The organism is Marinobacter profundi (assembly GCF_002744715.1).
GTDB classification, from domain to species: Bacteria; Pseudomonadota; Gammaproteobacteria; order Pseudomonadales; family Oleiphilaceae; genus Marinobacter; species Marinobacter profundi.
This window is the reverse complement of record NZ_KZ319377.1, coordinates 1-16,918: the sequence shown is the minus strand read 5'-3', so window position 1 is coordinate 16,918 and position 16,918 is coordinate 1. Positions and strand designations below refer to the sequence as shown.

At 60.2% G+C, this 16,918-nt stretch carries 20 protein-coding genes; 13 read left to right on the top strand and 7 right to left on the bottom strand.

Annotated elements, in window-relative coordinates; all coding sequences use genetic code 11:
- Positions 1 to 15 precede the first annotated feature (15 nt).
- The gene (yrfG, locus tag CLH61_RS16585; protein WP_099615884.1) at positions 16 to 705 is read right to left on the bottom strand and encodes a GMP/IMP nucleotidase; all 690 of its coding nucleotides are present in this window, start codon (positions 703 to 705) and stop codon (positions 16 to 18) included.
- Between the two features lie 96 nt (positions 706 to 801).
- Positions 802 to 1,614: a bifunctional DNA-formamidopyrimidine glycosylase/DNA-(apurinic or apyrimidinic site) lyase gene (gene mutM, locus CLH61_RS16580; RefSeq protein WP_099615883.1), complete on the bottom strand. Its 813-nt coding sequence runs from the start codon at positions 1,612 to 1,614 to the stop codon at positions 802 to 804.
- 230 nt (positions 1,615 to 1,844) lie between these two features.
- On the opposite strand from mutM, the gene CLH61_RS16575 reads away from it, so the two are divergent.
- Positions 1,845 to 3,023 (top strand): DesA family fatty acid desaturase, encoded by a 1,179-nt coding sequence (locus tag CLH61_RS16575; RefSeq protein ID WP_099615947.1) that lies wholly within the window; start codon positions 1,845 to 1,847, stop codon positions 3,021 to 3,023.
- A gap of 69 nt (positions 3,024 to 3,092) precedes the next feature.
- On the opposite strand, the gene rsmD is transcribed toward CLH61_RS16575, so the two are convergent.
- Positions 3,093 to 3,719 carry a 16S rRNA (guanine(966)-N(2))-methyltransferase RsmD gene (rsmD, locus tag CLH61_RS16570; protein WP_099615882.1) on the bottom strand — a complete coding sequence of 209 codons (627 nt, stop codon included), beginning with the start codon at positions 3,717 to 3,719 and terminating at the stop codon, positions 3,093 to 3,095.
- 186 nt (positions 3,720 to 3,905) lie between these two features.
- On the opposite strand from rsmD, the gene ftsY reads away from it, so the two are divergent.
- The 8 genes from ftsY to CLH61_RS16530 all read left to right on the top strand — a co-directional run bounded on the left by ftsY (position 3,906) and on the right by CLH61_RS16530 (position 11,977).
- Positions 3,906 to 5,138 carry a signal recognition particle-docking protein FtsY gene (gene ftsY, locus CLH61_RS16565; protein WP_099615881.1) on the top strand — a complete coding sequence of 411 codons (1,233 nt, stop codon included), beginning with the start codon at positions 3,906 to 3,908 and terminating at the stop codon, positions 5,136 to 5,138.
- A gap of 9 nt (positions 5,139 to 5,147) precedes the next feature.
- Complete coding sequence (ftsE, locus tag CLH61_RS16560; RefSeq protein WP_099615880.1) at positions 5,148 to 5,834, top strand: cell division ATP-binding protein FtsE; 687 nt, start codon at positions 5,148 to 5,150, stop codon at positions 5,832 to 5,834.
- Positions 5,831 to 6,838 (top strand): permease-like cell division protein FtsX, encoded by a 1,008-nt coding sequence (gene ftsX / locus CLH61_RS16555; protein WP_099615879.1) that lies wholly within the window; start codon positions 5,831 to 5,833, stop codon positions 6,836 to 6,838. Before ftsE ends, ftsX begins: the two co-directional genes overlap by 4 nt.
- A 193-nt stretch (positions 6,839 to 7,031) precedes the next feature.
- On the top strand, positions 7,032 to 7,892 hold the full coding sequence (rpoH, locus tag CLH61_RS16550) for an RNA polymerase sigma factor RpoH (protein WP_099615878.1): 861 nt from the start codon (positions 7,032 to 7,034) through the stop codon (positions 7,890 to 7,892).
- Positions 7,893 to 8,033: 141 nt separating this feature from the next.
- Positions 8,034 to 8,945, top strand: coding sequence for an NAD(P)-dependent oxidoreductase (locus tag CLH61_RS16545; RefSeq protein WP_099615877.1), 912 nt, complete (start codon positions 8,034 to 8,036; stop codon positions 8,943 to 8,945).
- Between the two features lie 3 nt (positions 8,946 to 8,948).
- Positions 8,949 to 9,728, top strand: a complete 780-nt coding sequence (gene hyi / locus CLH61_RS16540) for a hydroxypyruvate isomerase (RefSeq protein WP_099615876.1) — start codon at positions 8,949 to 8,951, stop codon at positions 9,726 to 9,728.
- Positions 9,729 to 9,831: 103 nt separating this feature from the next.
- Positions 9,832 to 10,521, top strand: coding sequence for a winged helix-turn-helix domain-containing protein (locus CLH61_RS16535; RefSeq protein WP_099615875.1), 690 nt, complete (start codon positions 9,832 to 9,834; stop codon positions 10,519 to 10,521).
- The gene (locus CLH61_RS16530) at positions 10,499 to 11,977 is read left to right on the top strand and encodes a HAMP domain-containing sensor histidine kinase (protein WP_099615874.1); all 1,479 of its coding nucleotides are present in this window, start codon (positions 10,499 to 10,501) and stop codon (positions 11,975 to 11,977) included. The genes CLH61_RS16535 and CLH61_RS16530 overlap by 23 nt, the downstream gene beginning before the upstream one ends.
- Here CLH61_RS16530 and CLH61_RS16525 read toward each other — a convergent pair whose 3' ends face one another.
- Together CLH61_RS16525 and greB are read right to left on the bottom strand one after the other, a co-directional pair.
- Positions 11,978 to 12,253 (bottom strand): hypothetical protein, encoded by a 276-nt coding sequence (locus CLH61_RS16525; RefSeq protein ID WP_099615873.1) that lies wholly within the window; start codon positions 12,251 to 12,253, stop codon positions 11,978 to 11,980.
- 303 nt (positions 12,254 to 12,556) lie between these two features.
- On the bottom strand, positions 12,557 to 13,033 hold the full coding sequence (gene greB, locus CLH61_RS16520) for a transcription elongation factor GreB (RefSeq protein WP_099615872.1): 477 nt from the start codon (positions 13,031 to 13,033) through the stop codon (positions 12,557 to 12,559).
- A gap of 222 nt (positions 13,034 to 13,255) precedes the next feature.
- On the opposite strand from greB, the gene CLH61_RS16515 reads away from it, so the two are divergent.
- Positions 13,256 to 13,720 carry a hypothetical protein gene (locus CLH61_RS16515; protein WP_228152678.1) on the top strand — a complete coding sequence of 155 codons (465 nt, stop codon included), beginning with the start codon at positions 13,256 to 13,258 and terminating at the stop codon, positions 13,718 to 13,720.
- A 26-nt stretch (positions 13,721 to 13,746) separates the two neighbouring features.
- Here the strand turns inward: CLH61_RS16515 and CLH61_RS16510 are convergent, their stop codons facing one another.
- Together CLH61_RS16510 and CLH61_RS16505 are read right to left on the bottom strand one after the other, a co-directional pair.
- Positions 13,747 to 14,055, bottom strand: coding sequence for a site-specific integrase (locus CLH61_RS16510; protein ID WP_099615871.1), 309 nt, complete (start codon positions 14,053 to 14,055; stop codon positions 13,747 to 13,749).
- 167 nt (positions 14,056 to 14,222) lie between these two features.
- Positions 14,223 to 14,486: an acyl-CoA-binding protein gene (locus CLH61_RS16505; RefSeq protein ID WP_099615870.1), complete on the bottom strand. Its 264-nt coding sequence runs from the start codon at positions 14,484 to 14,486 to the stop codon at positions 14,223 to 14,225.
- Positions 14,487 to 14,639: 153 nt separating this feature from the next.
- On the opposite strand from CLH61_RS16505, the gene CLH61_RS16500 reads away from it, so the two are divergent.
- The 3 genes from CLH61_RS16500 to CLH61_RS16490 all read left to right on the top strand — a co-directional run bounded on the left by CLH61_RS16500 (position 14,640) and on the right by CLH61_RS16490 (position 16,697).
- The gene (locus CLH61_RS16500; RefSeq protein ID WP_099615869.1) at positions 14,640 to 15,131 is read left to right on the top strand and encodes a DUF4442 domain-containing protein; all 492 of its coding nucleotides are present in this window, start codon (positions 14,640 to 14,642) and stop codon (positions 15,129 to 15,131) included.
- Between the two features lie 374 nt (positions 15,132 to 15,505).
- Positions 15,506 to 15,823, top strand: a complete 318-nt coding sequence (locus CLH61_RS16495) for a hypothetical protein (protein ID WP_143752169.1) — start codon at positions 15,506 to 15,508, stop codon at positions 15,821 to 15,823.
- A gap of 94 nt (positions 15,824 to 15,917) precedes the next feature.
- Positions 15,918 to 16,697, top strand: a complete 780-nt coding sequence (locus CLH61_RS16490) for a hypothetical protein (protein ID WP_099615867.1) — start codon at positions 15,918 to 15,920, stop codon at positions 16,695 to 16,697.
- Positions 16,698 to 16,918 lie beyond the last annotated feature (221 nt).

The window sequence follows — 16,918 nt, the reverse complement described above, 5'->3', positions numbered from 1 at the left end:
GCCATTATAACGGCTTCAGTCCCGCGATTGTACGGTCGCGCGGCGCTGCAGATCAGGCAGGATCTCATCAAAGTGATGAATGGAGGGAATCTCCGGGTGGCGCTCCCGCGCCGGCTGGCGACTGTCGGGGGCCAGAATAGCCAGGCATTGACCAATACCGGCCTGGCGGGCGCTTTCCAGCACCGGGAAGCTGTCGTCCACCATCAGGGTGCGGGCCGGGTTGTAGCGGTGCAGCCTGTTCAGCTCGTCCCAGAATTCGCCGGCTTCTTTCGGTTTGCCCAGCTGGTGGCTGGAAATCACTCCGTCCACCAGCCGGTCCAGGCCTGTACGCTCCAGTTTCAGGCGCAATGGATCCGGGTGGCAGTTGGTAACGATGACCGGGCGCAGGCCGCTGTCCTGCAACGCGCCAAGGAATTCGCGGACATGGGGGCGGTAGCCGATCCGGTCGCCCACTTCGGCCTTGAGGCCGGTGATGTCCAGTGCCAGCCGTTCGCTCCAGTAGTCGGTGCAGTACCAGTTCAGCGAACCGCGTTCCGCCATGATCAGCGGGATGAGGTAGTCGCGGGCCTCCCCGGCGGTCATTTCATTATGTTCGGCGTAGCGCCTGGGCAGGTGCTCAAGCCAGAAATGATTGTCGAAGTGCAGGTCCAGCAGGGTTCCGTCCATATCGAGGAACACCGTGTCGAGGGATAACCAGTCAACCATAAACAGATCACAATTCGGGAATGCAGGATTGCCAGACTGCCGCAGATCACCGTTGGCGGCAAGCGTGGCTTTTACGGACCTTCGGGCCTCGCCGTGTCAGCGCTGGCAACGTCCGCAGTACACGGTGGTGCGCTGGTTCATGCGGATCTCGCGCAGTGGCTCGCCACATTCCCGGCAGGGTTCGCCGCCCCGGCCATACACCAGCAGGGACTGGGCAAAGTAGCCGGGCTTGCCGTCACTGTTGACGAAGTCCCGCAGCGTGGTGCCGCCCATCAGGATGGCCGCGCTCAGGGTCTCCTTGATGGCCTCTGCCAGCCGGTGGTAGCGGTCCAGGCTGATCCGGCCGGCAAGCCGTTTGGGGTGAATCCCGGTCTTGAACAGCGCCTCATTGGCGTAGATGTTGCCGACCCCCACCACGGTATGATTGTCCATGATAAAGGATTTGATCGGCGTCTTGCGGCCACGGGACAGGCGGTACAGATAAGGCCCGTTGAACTCCGGCGCCAGGGGCTCCGGCCCCAGGCTGGCCAGCAGGGCGTGGTGGTCGGGATCCTCGCTCCACAACCAGCAGCCGAAGCGGCGTGGATCATTGAAGCGCAGACGGGTGCCGCTGGCGAGCTCCACCTCGATGTGATCGTGGGTCATCAGCGGGCTGTCATCGGTAATCACCCGCAGACTGCCAGACATGCCCAGGTGGACGATGGCGCTGCCGTCATCGAAGCGGATCAGCAGGTACTTGGCCCGGCGCTCGACCGCACGGATGACCCGGCCCTCCATCCGTGCCGCCAGCTCGGCAGGTACCGGCCAGCGCAGGGCGGGATTGCGGACAGTGACCCGCCGGACGGTTTCCTGCTCACAAAAAGGGGCAATTCCGCGGCGGGTGGTTTCCACCTCCGGCAATTCGGGCATGACGGTTCTCCTGGCAAATCTGTCTGCCATTGTGGCGGGCGGGTGAGGGTTGTCAACGGCCAATATACGGCAAAAAAACGTGCCGGACGGTAGTCACCGGGTAACAAATTCCTGCCTTAATGCGCTTGTTCTAGCGAACAGCTGTACGCTAAAGTGACAAAGGTAGGCATGAAGCAGGTCGGCGGCTGAACAGGCAGCCACCTGTGTATGATGATTTTGAGGAAAACGATATGTGGTACAACGGTCTTCTGGACCTGTCGGTGATGCAGCTTATCCTGGTCACCCTGGGAATTACCCACGTCACGATTGTCAGCGTGACGCTTTATCTGCACCGCCATTCTGCGCACAACTCCCTGGACCTGCATCCGGTCCTGGCACACTTTTTCCGCTTCTGGTTGTGGCTGACCACGGCCCAGAACACCAAAGAGTGGACTGCCATCCACCGCAAGCACCACGCCAAGTGCGAAACCGAGGACGACCCCCACAGCCCGGTGGTACTGGGCATCCGCAAGGTACTGCTGGAAGGTGCCGAGCTCTACGCCGAGGCGGCGACGCCGGAAACCCTGGAGCGTTATGGCCAGCGTACGCCGAAAGACTGGATCGAACGTAACCTTTACAGCCGCTATAAAATGGCCGGTATCGTCCTGATGGCCGCGATCAACCTGCTGTTGTTCGGGGTGAACGGGATCTGGATCTGGGCGGTTCAGATGATGTGGATTCCGGTCTGGGCGGCCGGGGTGGTCAATGGCATTGGCCATTTCATCGGCTATCGCAATTTCGAGTGTGCCGACAATGCCCGCAATATCTCGCCGCTGGGCATCCTGATCGGTGGTGAGGAACTGCACAATAACCACCACACCTACCCGAACTCCTCCAAGCTGTCCCGCCGCTGGTTTGAAGTGGATATCGGCTGGGGTTATATCCGCCTGTTCCAGCTGTTCGGTCTGGCCAAGCCCAAGGGGTACCGCCCGATTGCCCACTATGTGCCCGGCAAGCGTGAGGTGGATGTCGAAACCGTGCAGGCCATCGCCAATAACCGTTTCGACATCATGCGCCAGTATCGCAAGCGGGTGATGGAGCCGACCCTGCGCCAGCAGAGAGAAATGCTCGATACCGCGATCCGCAACCGTTATCGCAAGCTCAAGGGCCTGCTGTCGCGGGACGTTTCGCTGATCAAACCGAAAGAGCAGATGCAGCTGGAAAGCCTGCTGGAGACCAACCCGGTGCTGCGCCAGATTTACGACAAGAGCCACGAATTGCAGGCCCTGTGGCGCGCCCGCGGCGTGAAGCCCCAGGAGAAACTGCAGGCGCTGGTCGAGTGGTGTCGCGAGGCAGAGGCCAGTGGTATCCGCCATCTCGAAGAGTTTGCGGCGCACCTGCGAGCCTACTCGTTGCGGCCGGTTGCCTGATCTCCGGTCAGCCCCCGTGGCTTTGAAATCCCCGCTCCTGAAGCGGGGATTTTTGTCTCTGGGGCGGGGTTATCCGGAGGGCTGGTCCGGGGCCTGCGGGCTGGCATGGAACAGGCAATACGTGACCTGCCCGGCGGTCTTCTGGCGGTACAGTTCCCAGCCCTCGGGGGCTGGCGGGGTGGCACGGTCGCTTTCGTGCTCCACATACACCCAGCCGCCGGGGCGGACCCAGGCCGGGGTGAAAATTACCGGCCACAGCTTTTCCAGCCAGCCCTGGCGGAACGGCGGATCCATGAATACGATGTCGAAGGGTTGTGCCGGAGGCTGCGCCAGGTAATGGTCCACCGGCTGACACACCACATCGCCGCGATCACAGTGCAGCAGCCGCAAATTCTCCCGCAGGGCCTGGGCCAGCGCAGCGGTGTGGTCTACCAGGGTTGCGGCGCTGGCGCCGCGGGACAGGGCTTCGAGGCCGAGGGCACCGGAGCCGGCGAACAGGTCGAGGCAGCGGCTGCCGGCCAGATGGTAGTTGAGCCAGTTGAACAGGGTCTCGCGGGTGCGGGCCGGGGACGGGCGCACGCCGCCGGCGTCGGGGAAACGCAGCTTGCGGCTGCGCCATTCCCCGCCGATGATCCGCAACTCGCCTGCGGGCGCTGTCGGGGCGGTTCCGCGTTTGCGGGCTGGGCGTCGACTCATGTTGTCAGGTCACTCCGGTCAGGAACGTCAGATTCCTCCCCGGTTGGCGGGGTGGATCACTATGGTAGCGGAAATGCAGCGGGAATTCCGCGCCCGCAAACCGTACAGGTTTGGACGCTGCTCCCCGCTGCCGCTAGAATGATCGCCTTTATTATCCCGCCCATTTAAAGACTTGATGGTATCGCTATGACGGCAGAGTGGATTTCCTTAGGCCTCCTGGCCCTGTTGGTGCTGATTTTTGTTGCGGACCTGGCGGGTAATCGCCGCCGCCTGCCCCGACCGAAACCGGTACCCCAGCGCAAGCCCGAACCCCAGCCAGGGGCCGCGCCGGTGGCTGGTGCCGGGGAAGCTGCGGTGCCGGCAGAAGCCCCGGCCGCCGCTGAACCGGTTGCCAAAGCTCCGGCAGCCTCAGAACCTGTTGCCGAAGCCCCGGCGACCGCCGAGGCTGAAGTTCGGGTCGAAGTTGCGCCGGCACCGCAAGCTGAGCCGGAACAGCCGTCAATCAGCGTGTTCGAGCGTATCCGCAATGGCCTGGGCAAGACCCGCGCCAGCCTGACCGGTGGCCTGGTCGATCTGTTCTCGGTGAGTAAGAAAATCGATGCGGATCTGCTGGAAGAGATTGAAACCACGTTGCTGATGGCCGATGTCGGGGTGACGGCAACCTCGGAAATTATCGAGTCCCTCACTGCCCGGCTGGAGCGCAACCAGCTCAAGGACGGTGCCGCCCTTAAGGCAGCCCTGCGGGAAGAGTTGCGTGGCCTGCTGGCCGGCGTTTCCCACCCGCTGGAAGTGGCCAGTGCCAAAAAGCCCTACGTGATACTGATGGTTGGTGTTAACGGCGTCGGCAAAACCACCACCATTGGCAAGCTGGCCAAGCTGTTCCAGGCAGATGGCAAATCAGTGATGCTGGCTGCCGGTGATACCTTCCGGGCGGCAGCGGTGGAGCAGCTGCAGGTGTGGGGAGAGCGCAACCAGGTCCCGGTGGTGGCGCAGCATACCGGTGCCGACAGCGCCTCGGTGATCTTCGACGCGGTACAATCGGCCCAGTCTCGCGGTATTGATGTGGTGATTGCCGATACCGCCGGCCGGTTGCAGAACAAGGACAACCTGATGGGTGAGCTCGAAAAAGTGGTCCGGGTGATGAAGAAACTGGACGAGCACGCCCCCCACGAAGTGATGCTGGTGCTGGATGCCGGTACCGGGCAGAACGCTCTCAGCCAGGCCCAGGTGTTCCAGCAGGCAGTCGGAGTCAGTGGTATTACCCTGACCAAACTCGACGGCACCGCCAAGGGCGGTATCGTGTTTGCCATTGCCCGCCAGCTCAAGCTGCCGATCCGTTTCATCGGGGTGGGCGAGCAGGTGGACGACCTGCGCAGTTTCGACGCCGAAACCTTTATCGACGCGCTGTTTGATGAGTAATCCCGGCCAATGATCGAGTTCCAGCAGGTTACCAAGCGCTACGACAATGACCACACTGCGCTGCGCCAGGTGAATTTCGACCTGGCGCGGGGGGAGATGGCCTTCCTGACCGGCCATTCCGGCGCTGGCAAGAGCACCCTGCTGAAACTCATCATGTTGATGGAGCGGCCCAGTGCCGGTCGGGTGATTGTCGGCGGCCAGGTGCTCAATACCCTGCCGCGCCGGCAGATTCCCTACCTGCGCCGCCACATCGGCGTGGTCTTCCAGAATCACCAGTTACTGTTTGACCGCACCGTGTTCGACAACGTGGCCATGCCGTTGCAGGTAACCGGCGTGCCGGCGCGGGACATTGGTCGGCGGGTGCGGGCGGCGTTGGACAAGGTGGGGCTGCTGGACAAGGAGAAGATGAATCCGATCCAGCTCTCCGGCGGGGAGCAGCAGCGGGTGGGCATCGCCCGCGCCGTGGTGAACAAACCTCCGGTGCTGCTGGCGGATGAGCCGACCGGTAACCTGGACCCTGAGCTGTCGGCGGACATCATGCACCTGTTCGAACAATTCAGTCAGGTGGGTGTGACGGTACTGATTGCCAGCCACGACATTGCCCTGATCACTAACATGGGCCGCCGCACCCTGACCCTGGACCAGGGCCGCCTGGTGGCGGGTGGCAAGCCGTTGTCGGTGGGGGTGCCGGTATGAGCAGCCCGCAGAATCGTCAGCGGCCGGACGCCCGGCGTGGTGCCGAGCGGTCCCGGGCACCGTGGCGTACCCTGGCGGAAACCTATCTGACCAACCACCGTACGGTGGCGGTCGACAGTGCGGGCCGGCTGTGGCGCACGCCGTTGGCGAGCCTGATGACCTGGGCAGTGATGGGGGTGGCGCTGGCGCTGCCGGTGGCGCTGTTGTTGTTGCTGACCAGCCTGCAGGGGGTGAGCGCCGGCTGGGAGAGTAGTGCCCGGGTCACCGCCTACCTGGCGGACGGGCTGAGCCTGGACAAGGCGGCGGAGCTGCGGGAGCGGGTCGCCAGCCGGGGTGACGTTGCCGGCGTGGAGCTGATCGACCGGGATGCCGCGCTGGCGGAATTCCGGGCCTCGTCGGGGCTGGCTGATGCGCTGGATTACCTTGATGAGAACCCCTTGCCTCACACCCTGCTGATCACCCCGCAGGAAGGTTCGCGAACAGCCGCCGGCGTTGAGGCCCTGGTGGCCGGCATTGAGGGCTTTGCCGGGGTCGCCCGGGTCCAGGTGGACCTGGGCTGGCTGCAGCGCCTCAATGCGATGACCGAACTGCTGGGGCGGGCAGTGTGGACCCTGGCGTTGTTGTTGGCGGTGGCGGTGGTGCTGGTGATCGGCAATACCATCCGGCTGGCCATCGAGAGTCGCCGCGATGAGATTCTGGTGGCCAAGCTGGTGGGGGGCACCGATGCCTTCGTCCGGCGGCCGTTTCTTTATACCGGCGCCTGGTTCGGGCTGGGTGGCGGGGTGGTAGCCTGGCTGTTGCTGGAGCTGTCGCTGTGGTGGCTGAGCGGCCCGGTGGAACGCCTGGCGGGGCTCTATCGCAGCGAATTTTCCCTCAATGGTCTAAGCTTTGACGGCAGTCTGGCATTGATTGTTGTAGCAATGCTGTTAGGCTGGCTCGGTGCCTGGCTGGCGGTCAAGCGCCATCTGGATGCCATCGAGCCCGGTGAGGTGGCTGGTGGTTGATCGCTTATTGCGGGAACACCGTATTGTAGAAGCATGCCGTCTGCCCGTAGTTTCTGGGCAGGTGGAAAACACCCGAAAATCTTCAATTGTTTGTTTTTTAAGGTTTTAATTGAGGTTTCGGGAACTATTCAAGGTCTTGGCGGTCTAATTGTTTGTTGTTATATTTCAGGGCTGCCAAGCACGGAGGAACTGCATGGGTACGAGTTTACAGTTGGTTGACAGGCTGATTCCGGGGGGCAATCTCGAGTCCTATATTCAGGCTGCGAGCCGGATTCCTGTACTCACCGCGGAAGAAGAGCGGCACCTTGCCGAGCGCCTGCACTACGAGGGTGACGTGGAGGCTGCCCGTCAGCTGGTGCTCTCACACCTGCGTTTTGTCATTCATATTGCCCGTAGCTATTCCGGTTACGGTCTGGCGCAGGCGGACCTGATCCAGGAAGGTAACGTCGGACTGATGAAGGCCGTCAAGAGATTCAACCCGGAATACGGGGTGCGGCTGGTGTCCTTTGCGGTGCACTGGATCAAGGCCGAGATTCACGAGTTCATTCTGCGCAACTGGCGGATCGTCAAAGTGGCCACCACCAAGGCCCAGCGCAAGCTGTTCTTCAACCTGCGCAGCCAGAAGAAGCGTCTGGCGTGGCTGAGCCATGACGAGCTTCATGCGGTGGCGGAAGACCTGGGTGTCGAGCCTCGTGTGGTGCGGGAGATGGAGGGGCGGATGGCCTCCCAGGATACCGCGTTTGATGGGCCGATGGATGATGACGATGAGAGTGTCTACCAGGCGCCTGCCCATTACCTGGAAGACCGTCGCAGTGATCCGGCGCTGCAGCTGGAGCAATCCGACTGGACGGAGGATTCCAACGGGCGCCTGATGCACGCGCTGGAAGAACTGGACGAGCGCAGCCAGGACATCCTGCGCGCGCGCTGGTTGTCCGAGAGCAAGGCGACGCTGCATGAGCTGGCCGACAAATACGGCGTCTCTGCCGAGCGCATCCGCCAGCTTGAGAAGAATGCCATGAAGAAGATTCGCCTGCAGATGGCCGACGCCGCCTGATCCGGTCAGCGGCGACAGATTCTGATTACGCCACCATGCTTTCGGGCTGGTGGCGTTTTTGTTTGTATAATCGATGAAACTGACCGTTAGTCATCCTGCCACCTAACCGCTTTTCCAGTTTTTGGAGTTGGATCAACGACCATGACAAACAAGCTTCCGCGGATTGCCTTTCTGGGTATTGGCCTGATGGGCGCGCCCATGACCCGTAACCTGCTGGATGCCGGTTACCCCATGACCCTGTGGAACCGGACCGCCAGCAAATGCGAACTGTTTGCCCGCGAGGCCACTCTGGCCGCGTCACCGGCCGAGGCAGTGGCCGATGCCGACATCGTGATCACCATGCTGGAAAACGGTGATGTCGTGGAGCAGGTGCTGATGGCGCAGGGCGGATTGCAGGCCCTGAGGGCCGGTGCCCTGTTGATTGACATGAGCTCGGTTCAGCCCTCACTGGCGCGCCGCCACGCGGAGCTGGCTGGCGAGCAGGGGGCCGGTTACATCGACGCGCCGGTGTCCGGCGGTACCCTGGGTGCCGCCGAGGCGCGCTTGAGCATCATGGCCGGAGGGTCCGAGGCCGACATTGTGCGAGCGCGGCCGGTGTTCGATGTGCTGGGCCGGGTTACCCGCATTGGTCCGGTAGGGGCGGGGCAGCTGGCCAAACTGGCAAACCAGGCCATTGTCGGCATCACCATCGGTGCCGTGTCCGAAGCTCTGTTGCTGGCGGCCCGTGGCGGGGCCGACCCGGTGGCGGTCCGCGAGGCCTTGCTGGGCGGCTTTGCCGGCAGTCGAATTCTTGAACTCCATGGCCAGCGGATGATCGACCGGGACTTTGCGCCGGGCGCGCCCGCCCGCATCCAGCTCAAGGATATGCGGATGATTCTCGACGAGGCCCGCGCCGAAGGCCTGACCCTGCCGCTGGCGCAACAGGTTCATAATGAATACCTGGCGCTGGTCGCCAACGGCCACAGTGATGTGGACCACAGCGGCCTGTTGCTGGAACTTGAACACCTGAACGGAGCCCTGCTGGGTTCCGTCGGTCCTGCCCGCAAGGAGTAAGCCATGCCGAGCTTTGCCGCCAATCTGACCATGCTGTTCACCGAAGTGCCGTTTACCGAGCGTTTTGCCCGTGCCGCCGATGCCGGATTTCGTGGCGTGGAATACCTGTTCCCGTACGCCTGGCCGGCCGCGGAACTGAAGGCCCGGCTGGATGAACACGGGCTGACCCAGGTCCTGTTCAACCTGCCTCCGGGTGACTGGGATGCGGGCGAGCGGGGCATCGCCTGTCTGCCCGACCGGGTCGAGGAGTTCCGCGCCGGCGTGGCGACCGCCATCGAGTACGCCCGGGTGCTGGACTGTCCCCGGTTGAACTGCCTGGCGGGTCTGAAGCCGGTGGACCTCAATGAGGACCTGGCCTGGCAGACGCTGGTCAGCAATGTCAGCTGGGCGGCGGCCCGCCTGGAAGAGGCCGGCCTGACCCTGTGCCTGGAAGCAATCAATTCCCGGGTCGACATGCCCGGCTTTGTGCTGGATACCTCGGGCAAGGTGCTGGCCCTGATCGAGGAAGTCGATGGCGATAACGTGCGGCTGCAGTACGACCTTTACCACATGCAGATCATGGAGGGTGACCTGATCCGCTCCATGGAGTGCCTGCTACCCTGGATTGGTCATATCCAGTTTGCCGATAATCCGGGGCGGCATGAGCCGGGCACCGGAGAAATTAACTTTTCGAATGTTTTTGCTGCCATCGACCGGATGGGTTACCAGGGCTGGGTCAGCGCCGAGTACCGGCCCAGTGCCGCCACGGCAGACAGCCTGCAGTGGTTTGAGGGCAAGCGGTGACCGTCGCCATAGGCGACACCCTCTTACAAGATCGTAACTGGCCGGCACCCGGACTTCTTCGTACCCTGTTAATCATGTAATCCGATAATCTGGAGGCTCACCGGTGAAAGCGCTGGTAATTGAAGATGATCAGGACGTTGCAAACTACCTTATCAAGGGGCTTAAAGAGTCCGATTTTGTCGTGGACCATGCGGCCGATGGCAAACAGGGCATGATGATGGCCGCCAGCGAAGAGTATGACATCATGATTGTGGATCGCATGCTGCCGGGGATGGATGGCTTGTCCATCATCAAGACCGTGCGGGCGACCGGCAATCAGGTGCCGGTGCTGATTCTCAGCGCCCTGGGCGATGTCGATGACCGGGTGGAGGGGCTGCGCGGCGGCGGTGACGACTACCTCACCAAGCCGTTTTCGTTTACCGAATTGCTGGCGCGGATTGAATCGCTGATTCGCCGTAACCGCCAGGCCGCCGAGACCGAGACGGTCCTGCGTGTGGCGGACCTGGAAATGGATTTGCTGGCCCGCACCGTCAAGCGGGCAGGGCAGAACATCGATGTCCAGCCGCGGGAATTCCGCTTGCTGGAGTACCTGATGCGCAATGCCGGTCAGGTGGTTACCCGCACCATGTTGCTCGAAAAGGTGTGGGATTATCACTTCGATCCGCAGACCAACGTGATTGATGTTCATATCAGTCGCCTGCGGGCGAAGATCGACAAGGAATTCGATACACCACTGCTGCAGACCATCAGGGGTGCAGGATACATGTTGCGTGAAACTGCTCAGTCAACTTAAAACGTCGTCGTTTCAGCTTGCCCTGCTGTACATGGTGGTGTTTGCCACTTCCGTATTTCTGTTGCTGGCATTCATTTACTGGCGTACAGCAGGGTTCATGGCGGCCCAGACCGATGAGACCATCGAGGCAGAAATTGCCGGTCTGGCGGAGCAGTACCGTGGCCGTGGGGTAAACGGCCTGATTACCATCATCCGCGAGCGGGTAGCGCGGGATCCCAACGCGAAATCCATCTACCTGCTGACCACGGAAGACTTCCTCAAGCTGGCCGGCAACATCGGCGCCTGGCCGGATGGTGCCCGGGCCCAGAGTGGCTGGATCAACTTTACGCTCAATGAAAGTGTGGGCTGGCAGGGGGCTGAGCGGCTTGCCCGCGCCCGGGTGTTCGAAGTGCAGGGCGGTCTGCGGCTGCTGGTAGGGCGCGATGTGGACGACCTGGCCACCCTCAAGCGCGTCATCGAAACCGCCATCAACTGGGGGATGGGCATCACCCTTGCCCTGGCCCTGCTTGGCGGCTTCATGATGAGCCGCAGCACTACCCGCCGGATCGAAGTTATCAACGCCACTTCCCGCAAGATCATGAACGGTCATCTGTCGTTACGGATCCCGACCCGCGGCACCGACGACGATTTTGACCAGCTGGCGGACAACCTTAACCAGATGCTCGACCGTATCGTCTACCTGATGGAGGGCATACGGCATGTCTCCGACAGCATCGCCCACGACCTGAGAACGCCGCTTACCCGGCTGCGCAACCAGCTGGAAACCACCCTCATGCTGGTGGATAACGATGACGCCCGGGAGCAGGCTGGCCGTGCGGTGGCAGAAGCAGACCAGCTGCTGGCTACCTTCAATGCGCTGCTGCGGATCGCCCGGCTGGAAACCCGTGGCAGTACCGCCGACATGCATCCGGTGTCGCTGGGGCTGCTGGTCAGCGATGCCTGCGAATTGTACGAAGCCCTGGCGGAAGACAAGGAGCAGGTGTTTCGCCAGGCCGTGGATGAACAGGTGATGGTGGATGGCGATCGGGACCTGTTGTTCCAGATGATCAGTAACCTGATTGATAATGCCATCAAGTACACCCCCGAGAAGGGCGAGATCAGCGTGTCGGTCCGCGCCGAGGACGGCAAGGCGATTTTCGAGGTGAGCGACAGCGGTATCGGGGTGCCCGATGACGAGAAGGAATCGGTGTTCCAGCGTTTCTACCGGGTCGGCAAGAGCCGTTCACTGCCGGGTAACGGTCTGGGGCTGAGCCTGGTCAGTGCGGTGGCGGAGATCCACAAGGGCGTAATCACCCTGAGCGACCATTATCCCGGCGCCGCGTTACCCGGACTGACGGTGCAGGTTGCGATGCCGCAGCACCGGGAAGAAAAGCGGAAAATCAAAACCATTCCCGCCAAACCGGTTGCCTCGTCCGCCGGCGAACAGGATTCACCGGCGGACAGCACGCGGGTCTGATCAGCGGCTCAGCTTGCCAAAACGCTCGGAGATGGGGCCGAGCACGGCGCTCGCCCTGTCCTCAACGGTATGGCGCAGTCCGTCAAGCTGGGAACGACGACGGTCGATCCGGGCCTGAATGCTGTCCCACTCGCCTTCCAGATGTTTCTGTTCCAGCATGATGAACGCAGCCACGTTGTGGCGGTTGAGGCGGCCGGTAATGCCGAACTGGTCCAGGCGGTAACCGAGGGCGTCAAGCCCGTTCAGGGCAGTGTTGATCAGCTTCTGTGTATTCATGGCGGGTTCCGTAACAAGTTAAGACGCTGGTGAACGTCGCGTTATCGGGCACGCTACCGACAAACTCTAGAGTACTCAACCTAATTCCCGGCATGACGAATGCCCGGTATAGGAGAGGTAGCGCTCGTGCGGGGGTCAGGCGCCAGGCCCGGGCAGGCTGACAAAATGGTAATTCACCGGCCACGGCCAGGTAATCCTGGACATGGATACTGGGCAGAGTAGAAACAGAAGCAGGCGACCCACTCCGTGTCTGCTTCTGCCTCCAGCACAGCGCTAGCCTTGCCCCGTTTTCACGGGGTTTTTTTATGGCTTGTCGTAATCAATGGCGGTGATGAACCAGGTCGCCGGACCGGACGGTGTTTGCACCGTTGCCTCGTCATCCACTTGTTTTTTCAACAGCGCACGGGCCATCGGGGTATCGATGGAGATATAGTCCTTGCGATCGAAAATCTCGTCGTAGCCGACTATCCGGAAGCGCAGCGTTTTACCGTCCTCGTTCTCCACCGCCACCCACGCGCCGAAGAAAACCCGGCCCTCCTGTTGTGGCGAGTAGTCGACAATACTCAGTTCGCTGAGGCAGCGGCGCAGATAACGGACCCGCCGGTCGATTTCCCGCAGCAGCTTCTTGTTGTACTGGTAGTCGGCGTTTTCACTGCGATCGCCCAGGCTGGCGGCCCACTGCACCTTCCTGGTGACTTCCGGTCGCTGTTCCCGCCACAGGTAATCGAGTTCTTTTTGCAGGGCGTTGAAGCCCTCGCGGGTAATCAGTCGGGTTCTCATGGCTTGTCCGGTCCGGGCCTTGTCAGGTGAAAGGCCGAGTGTACCAGAGCTGAGCAGGGCGGTATCGCTCCGGTTGGCCCGGAATGCGTAGTGAAAGCCGTCACAAATCTGACGTGCCGGAGTCCACTCGCCCTGGATTGACTATAAACTGTTCAAAAAATGACATGGATCCGCCATCGGCAACGCCGGTGGCTGACGCCGAGCAGGATAGGGGTTGGCATAATGGGCAGGTCGAACAGGATTTCCGGCAAGGGATGCGGTGTGGTCCGGGCGTGGCTGATGGTGCTTTGCGTGCCGGTTGTCGCCGTGGCGGGCACCGACCCGGGCGGCGACGCGCTGGACGACGCGGCAGCGTTTGACTTCCGGGAGCGCTCCACCATGGAGACCATTCCCTTTGTGTCCATGCACGAAGAGTCGCTGGCCAATACCGCCATCGAGGGCGGCCTGGTGGCGCCGGCGGAGGGGGTTGCAATTCGCGCCAAGGGTGATGATGACTTCTATCTCGACCCGCTGGCATTGCAGCCAAGAGACAGTCGAACCGACCTTGGCCGTTCCGAGATCCCGGTGGACATCCGCTTCCGCAATCCGCCCTCCATCCCCGGCCAGACCCACAGCAACAACTACCTGATCCGGCCGCCGGAGAACCGCAACTACGAAACGCTCAACACGACGCTGACCGGCCGTTAAGGCTGGCGGTTGCGAGTGACGCTATTTCAGGCCGCCGTGGCGGCCGCTTCCTGTTTGCCAAGCACATCCTGAAAGAAGAACGTGAGGGCCTGGCTGGCCTGGTTCAGCCGTGCCCGGGAGACCTGGATACGGTCCCGCAGGTAGGCAAGGAACAGCTGGCAATCGTCGGATTCCAGGCTTTCCGGGTTTTTCTGGTCGTGAAACAGCACGAAACGACTGATCCAGTGCAGATAATTCTGCTCGGTCCGCTGACTGAGCTGGTGCTTGTGAATCGCTGAAGTTATTCGGCCAACAAGGCCGGGCTGGGTCTGTTCCAGCGCCTCGGTGATGTGCATGGTGAGCCTTCCACTGCGGTTGTTGTTTTTATATTGGCCGCATCTTATGACAATCGGTTGACGGTCGCAAAGTTTTCATTGGTTACCGGTTGTGACCTGTGGTTATCCCCGGTAACCGGAACGCCGGCAGCCCCTGCGGTCAGAGGGTGCCGGCCTGAAAGGCGTTTTCAGCCCTTTAACTGCTCCAGGCGGTCAATGTACTTCTGCATGGCGTCGTCCGCGGAAGTGCCCTTGAGCTTTTCCCAGGCGTCGTACTTGGCGCGGCCGACGAAATCCATCATGCCCGGTCGCTTGCCGCTGACATCACCGGCGGTGGCCTGCTTGAACAGGGCATAGAATTCCAGCTTCATCTCGTTGGAAGGCTTGAAGTCACCTTCGGCGGTCTGGATGTAATTGACCGCTTCGTCAAACTTGGCTTTCAGGTCGCTCATGATCAGATCCTTGTTTGCTGTCAGAGAGTTCCGTCAGATACGGTAGCGCGGAGTATAGCCCGCGGGCCGGCGGCCGTCATTGGCCGGCCGTTTCAATACTTCGACGAATGGGTTATTGTCCTGCTCCCATAATTCAGCTAAGTGGAGAAACCCGTGGCCTCTCTCAATCGCCTGGCCGGTATTGTCGCCAGAATCAACCAGCTGCCCGCCTTTGCCCGCCCCCGGGCCCTCAGCCTGTTCTTCGGCAAGGCCGTACCGTTTACCGGCACCACAGGCATTCGTGTCGAGTCCCTTGACCAGGGCCGTTGTGTCATCAGCCTGGCCAACAAGCGCCGGGTACAGAACCACATCGGCGGTGTTCACGCGGTGGCCTCGCTGCTGCTGGCGGAGTCCGCCACCGGTTTCCTGGTGGGCCTGAACGTACCCGATGACAAAGTACCGGTGATTAAAATCGCCCACGCGGAATACACACGCCGTGCCAAGGGCGACATGACCGTGGAGGCCCGGCTGACCCCCGAGCAGCAGGCGCGCATGCGCACCGAAGACAAGGGCGAGACGTCGGTGGCAGTGACCATCCACGACAGTGAGAACCAGGAGCCGATTGAGATCGAGATGGTCTGGGCGTGGACGCCGAAACGGCGCTGACGTAAGAAAATGTAGTGGCTGGACTAGTACTAGGTCTGAGTTACGAATACCGGATCGGCCCCCGGCTGGAGTGGTAAAGGTAAATCCGGACGGTTTGACAAATTGGGTGGAAAAACGGTCATTTCGACCATGATCTGGACACGAATTCAATGATGGGTAAATTAATCAGTTGATTCATGTGCTTACAGATGTCCGAATAATTCGGGATAGTGGTTAAAACGATTGTTTTTCCATCACCGTTTTAACAACTTCCGAAACGGAACTGATTGACGTGATTAAGTTTCCCGCCTAGTTTTGGAGGATTGTTGATTTGAGATATGAGTCAGTGGAAAAGTGATCGTTGGGACTCATATATAAATGTTAGCGAGAGACGAATGGCAACTTTAAGCCCAGAGGCGAAAGCAAAGATTGATTCTCTGTCTCGAGCTGAACTACAGAACGAAGTGAACTTGGGTAATCAATCTAGGTTCCAGCGAGAGAAGTTTGCTTATCTGAAATCCAGGCTTGACCAAATTGAGCAGGAAGAATTGGATAGCCAGAAAGAAACAGAGAATGCACATAGCCAGACCAAGATTCAGCTCGCTGCGGACGCCAATGCAATAAGTAGAACCGCAAATCGCCTAAGTGTCCTCGCAGTTATTGTTTCTCTGGTTTCGCTGCTGATTGCGGTTGTTGCACTTTATTCGGAGTGAGCTCTTTCCTCTCTAACAAGGTGGTCAACGGGACGCCAACTACGCTGCGCTCCGTTGCCGCCCATTACCACTGGCGTTAGGCAAGGAGATTAAGTTGTTCTTTCGTGCTCTGAATAAGGCTTTGGAGAAGCCGGCCCCTGAGGGTATTACGCTCAGCTCGCCCGGGGCAATGGATAACGACTTCTACTCAGTCAAACTGGAGGATACTGATTCAAACACACGCATATTGATCCGGAAACGTAAAAAGGCCGGGTACGAGGCGTTGGTTTGGAAAGGTGAGCAGTCCGGGAGGGAGAAAATCCTTTCAGAAGAGGATATCGACCCAGCAAAATTTGATCTGAGAATAGAGCACTATTACCAAGGGTACCAGTTTGACTATACCGACCCCGGTAAATTTCTGCTGATGGATCTTGCCCGTTGGCACAAAATTGTTAAATTCCGAGACCGGGTAAGCCAATCCTTATACAACAAAAAGCGCTTGGTTCGTGAAGAGAGAATGGAACTTCTTCGTCATCTCGTAGAACGTAAAATCGACAACCCACGAGATGAGATATATCCGCTTATGCTGGCAGTTCAGAAATATTCACGTAAGTGGCTCTATCATCCAGATAAGGATAAGCACAAAGCTCACCTAGAACTTGTACTTGATTCATTTGTGGATTCCGGAGAGTTGACTAAGAAAGGTACGAACTATGTCGTGACCGGTAAAGCCCTGGTTACCCTCTCGGAATTTGAGTTGAACGTTCAGCGCCACCAAGATCAGATAAAAACGGCAAAGGTAGGTAATCGATTAACCTGGGCAATCGTCTTTGTGGGTGTAGCAGGGATCGTGTCTCAAGTTTGGATGTGGGCTATCGAACAAGGGGTAGTCTGATGCCTAACTAGTGCAGGCACGGCGACGCCCACTACATTGCGCCTTCGGCTCCATTCCGTGGGTGCGCATGCTGCAAGCGTTAGCTGCATAGGATCATATGAATAATGCTTGAAATCTTCTTTACAGCATTCGGTGGAACCGCAGCTGCTCTGGCGCTAGCAGCCTATCTAGGGAGACTCTGAATAAGTCTCGAAATCAGAGATAATACGGCCATCGCCAAC

What these genes read in the sequence shown, in the direction of transcription:
- ftsX (WP_099615879.1), top strand. Translation starts at nt 5,831, where the DNA reads ATGAGCAGCCCGCAGAATCGTCAGCGGCCGGACGCCCGGCGTGGTGCC.
- CLH61_RS16505 (WP_099615870.1), bottom strand. Translation starts at nt 14,486, where the DNA reads ATGAGCGACCTGAAAGCCAAGTTTGACGAAGCGGTCAATTACATCCAG.
- CLH61_RS16525 (WP_099615873.1), bottom strand. Translation starts at nt 12,253, where the DNA reads ATGAATACACAGAAGCTGATCAACACTGCCCTGAACGGGCTTGACGCC.
- ftsY (WP_099615881.1), top strand. Translation starts at nt 3,906, where the DNA reads ATGACGGCAGAGTGGATTTCCTTAGGCCTCCTGGCCCTGTTGGTGCTG.
- mutM (WP_099615883.1), bottom strand. Translation starts at nt 1,614, where the DNA reads ATGCCCGAATTGCCGGAGGTGGAAACCACCCGCCGCGGAATTGCCCCT.
- CLH61_RS16515 (WP_228152678.1), top strand. Translation starts at nt 13,256, where the DNA reads ATGGGCAGGTCGAACAGGATTTCCGGCAAGGGATGCGGTGTGGTCCGG.
- rsmD (WP_099615882.1), bottom strand. Translation starts at nt 3,719, where the DNA reads ATGAGTCGACGCCCAGCCCGCAAACGCGGAACCGCCCCGACAGCGCCC.
- ftsE (WP_099615880.1), top strand. Translation starts at nt 5,148, where the DNA reads ATGATCGAGTTCCAGCAGGTTACCAAGCGCTACGACAATGACCACACT.
- rpoH (WP_099615878.1), top strand. Translation starts at nt 7,032, where the DNA reads ATGGGTACGAGTTTACAGTTGGTTGACAGGCTGATTCCGGGGGGCAAT.
- CLH61_RS16575 (WP_099615947.1), top strand. Translation starts at nt 1,845, where the DNA reads ATGTGGTACAACGGTCTTCTGGACCTGTCGGTGATGCAGCTTATCCTG.
- CLH61_RS16545 (WP_099615877.1), top strand. Translation starts at nt 8,034, where the DNA reads ATGACAAACAAGCTTCCGCGGATTGCCTTTCTGGGTATTGGCCTGATG.
- greB (WP_099615872.1), bottom strand. Translation starts at nt 13,033, where the DNA reads ATGAGAACCCGACTGATTACCCGCGAGGGCTTCAACGCCCTGCAAAAA.
- hyi (WP_099615876.1), top strand. Translation starts at nt 8,949, where the DNA reads ATGCCGAGCTTTGCCGCCAATCTGACCATGCTGTTCACCGAAGTGCCG.
- yrfG (WP_099615884.1), bottom strand. Translation starts at nt 705, where the DNA reads ATGGTTGACTGGTTATCCCTCGACACGGTGTTCCTCGATATGGACGGA.
- CLH61_RS16510 (WP_099615871.1), bottom strand. Translation starts at nt 14,055, where the DNA reads ATGCACATCACCGAGGCGCTGGAACAGACCCAGCCCGGCCTTGTTGGC.
- CLH61_RS16495 (WP_143752169.1), top strand. Translation starts at nt 15,506, where the DNA reads ATGGCAACTTTAAGCCCAGAGGCGAAAGCAAAGATTGATTCTCTGTCT.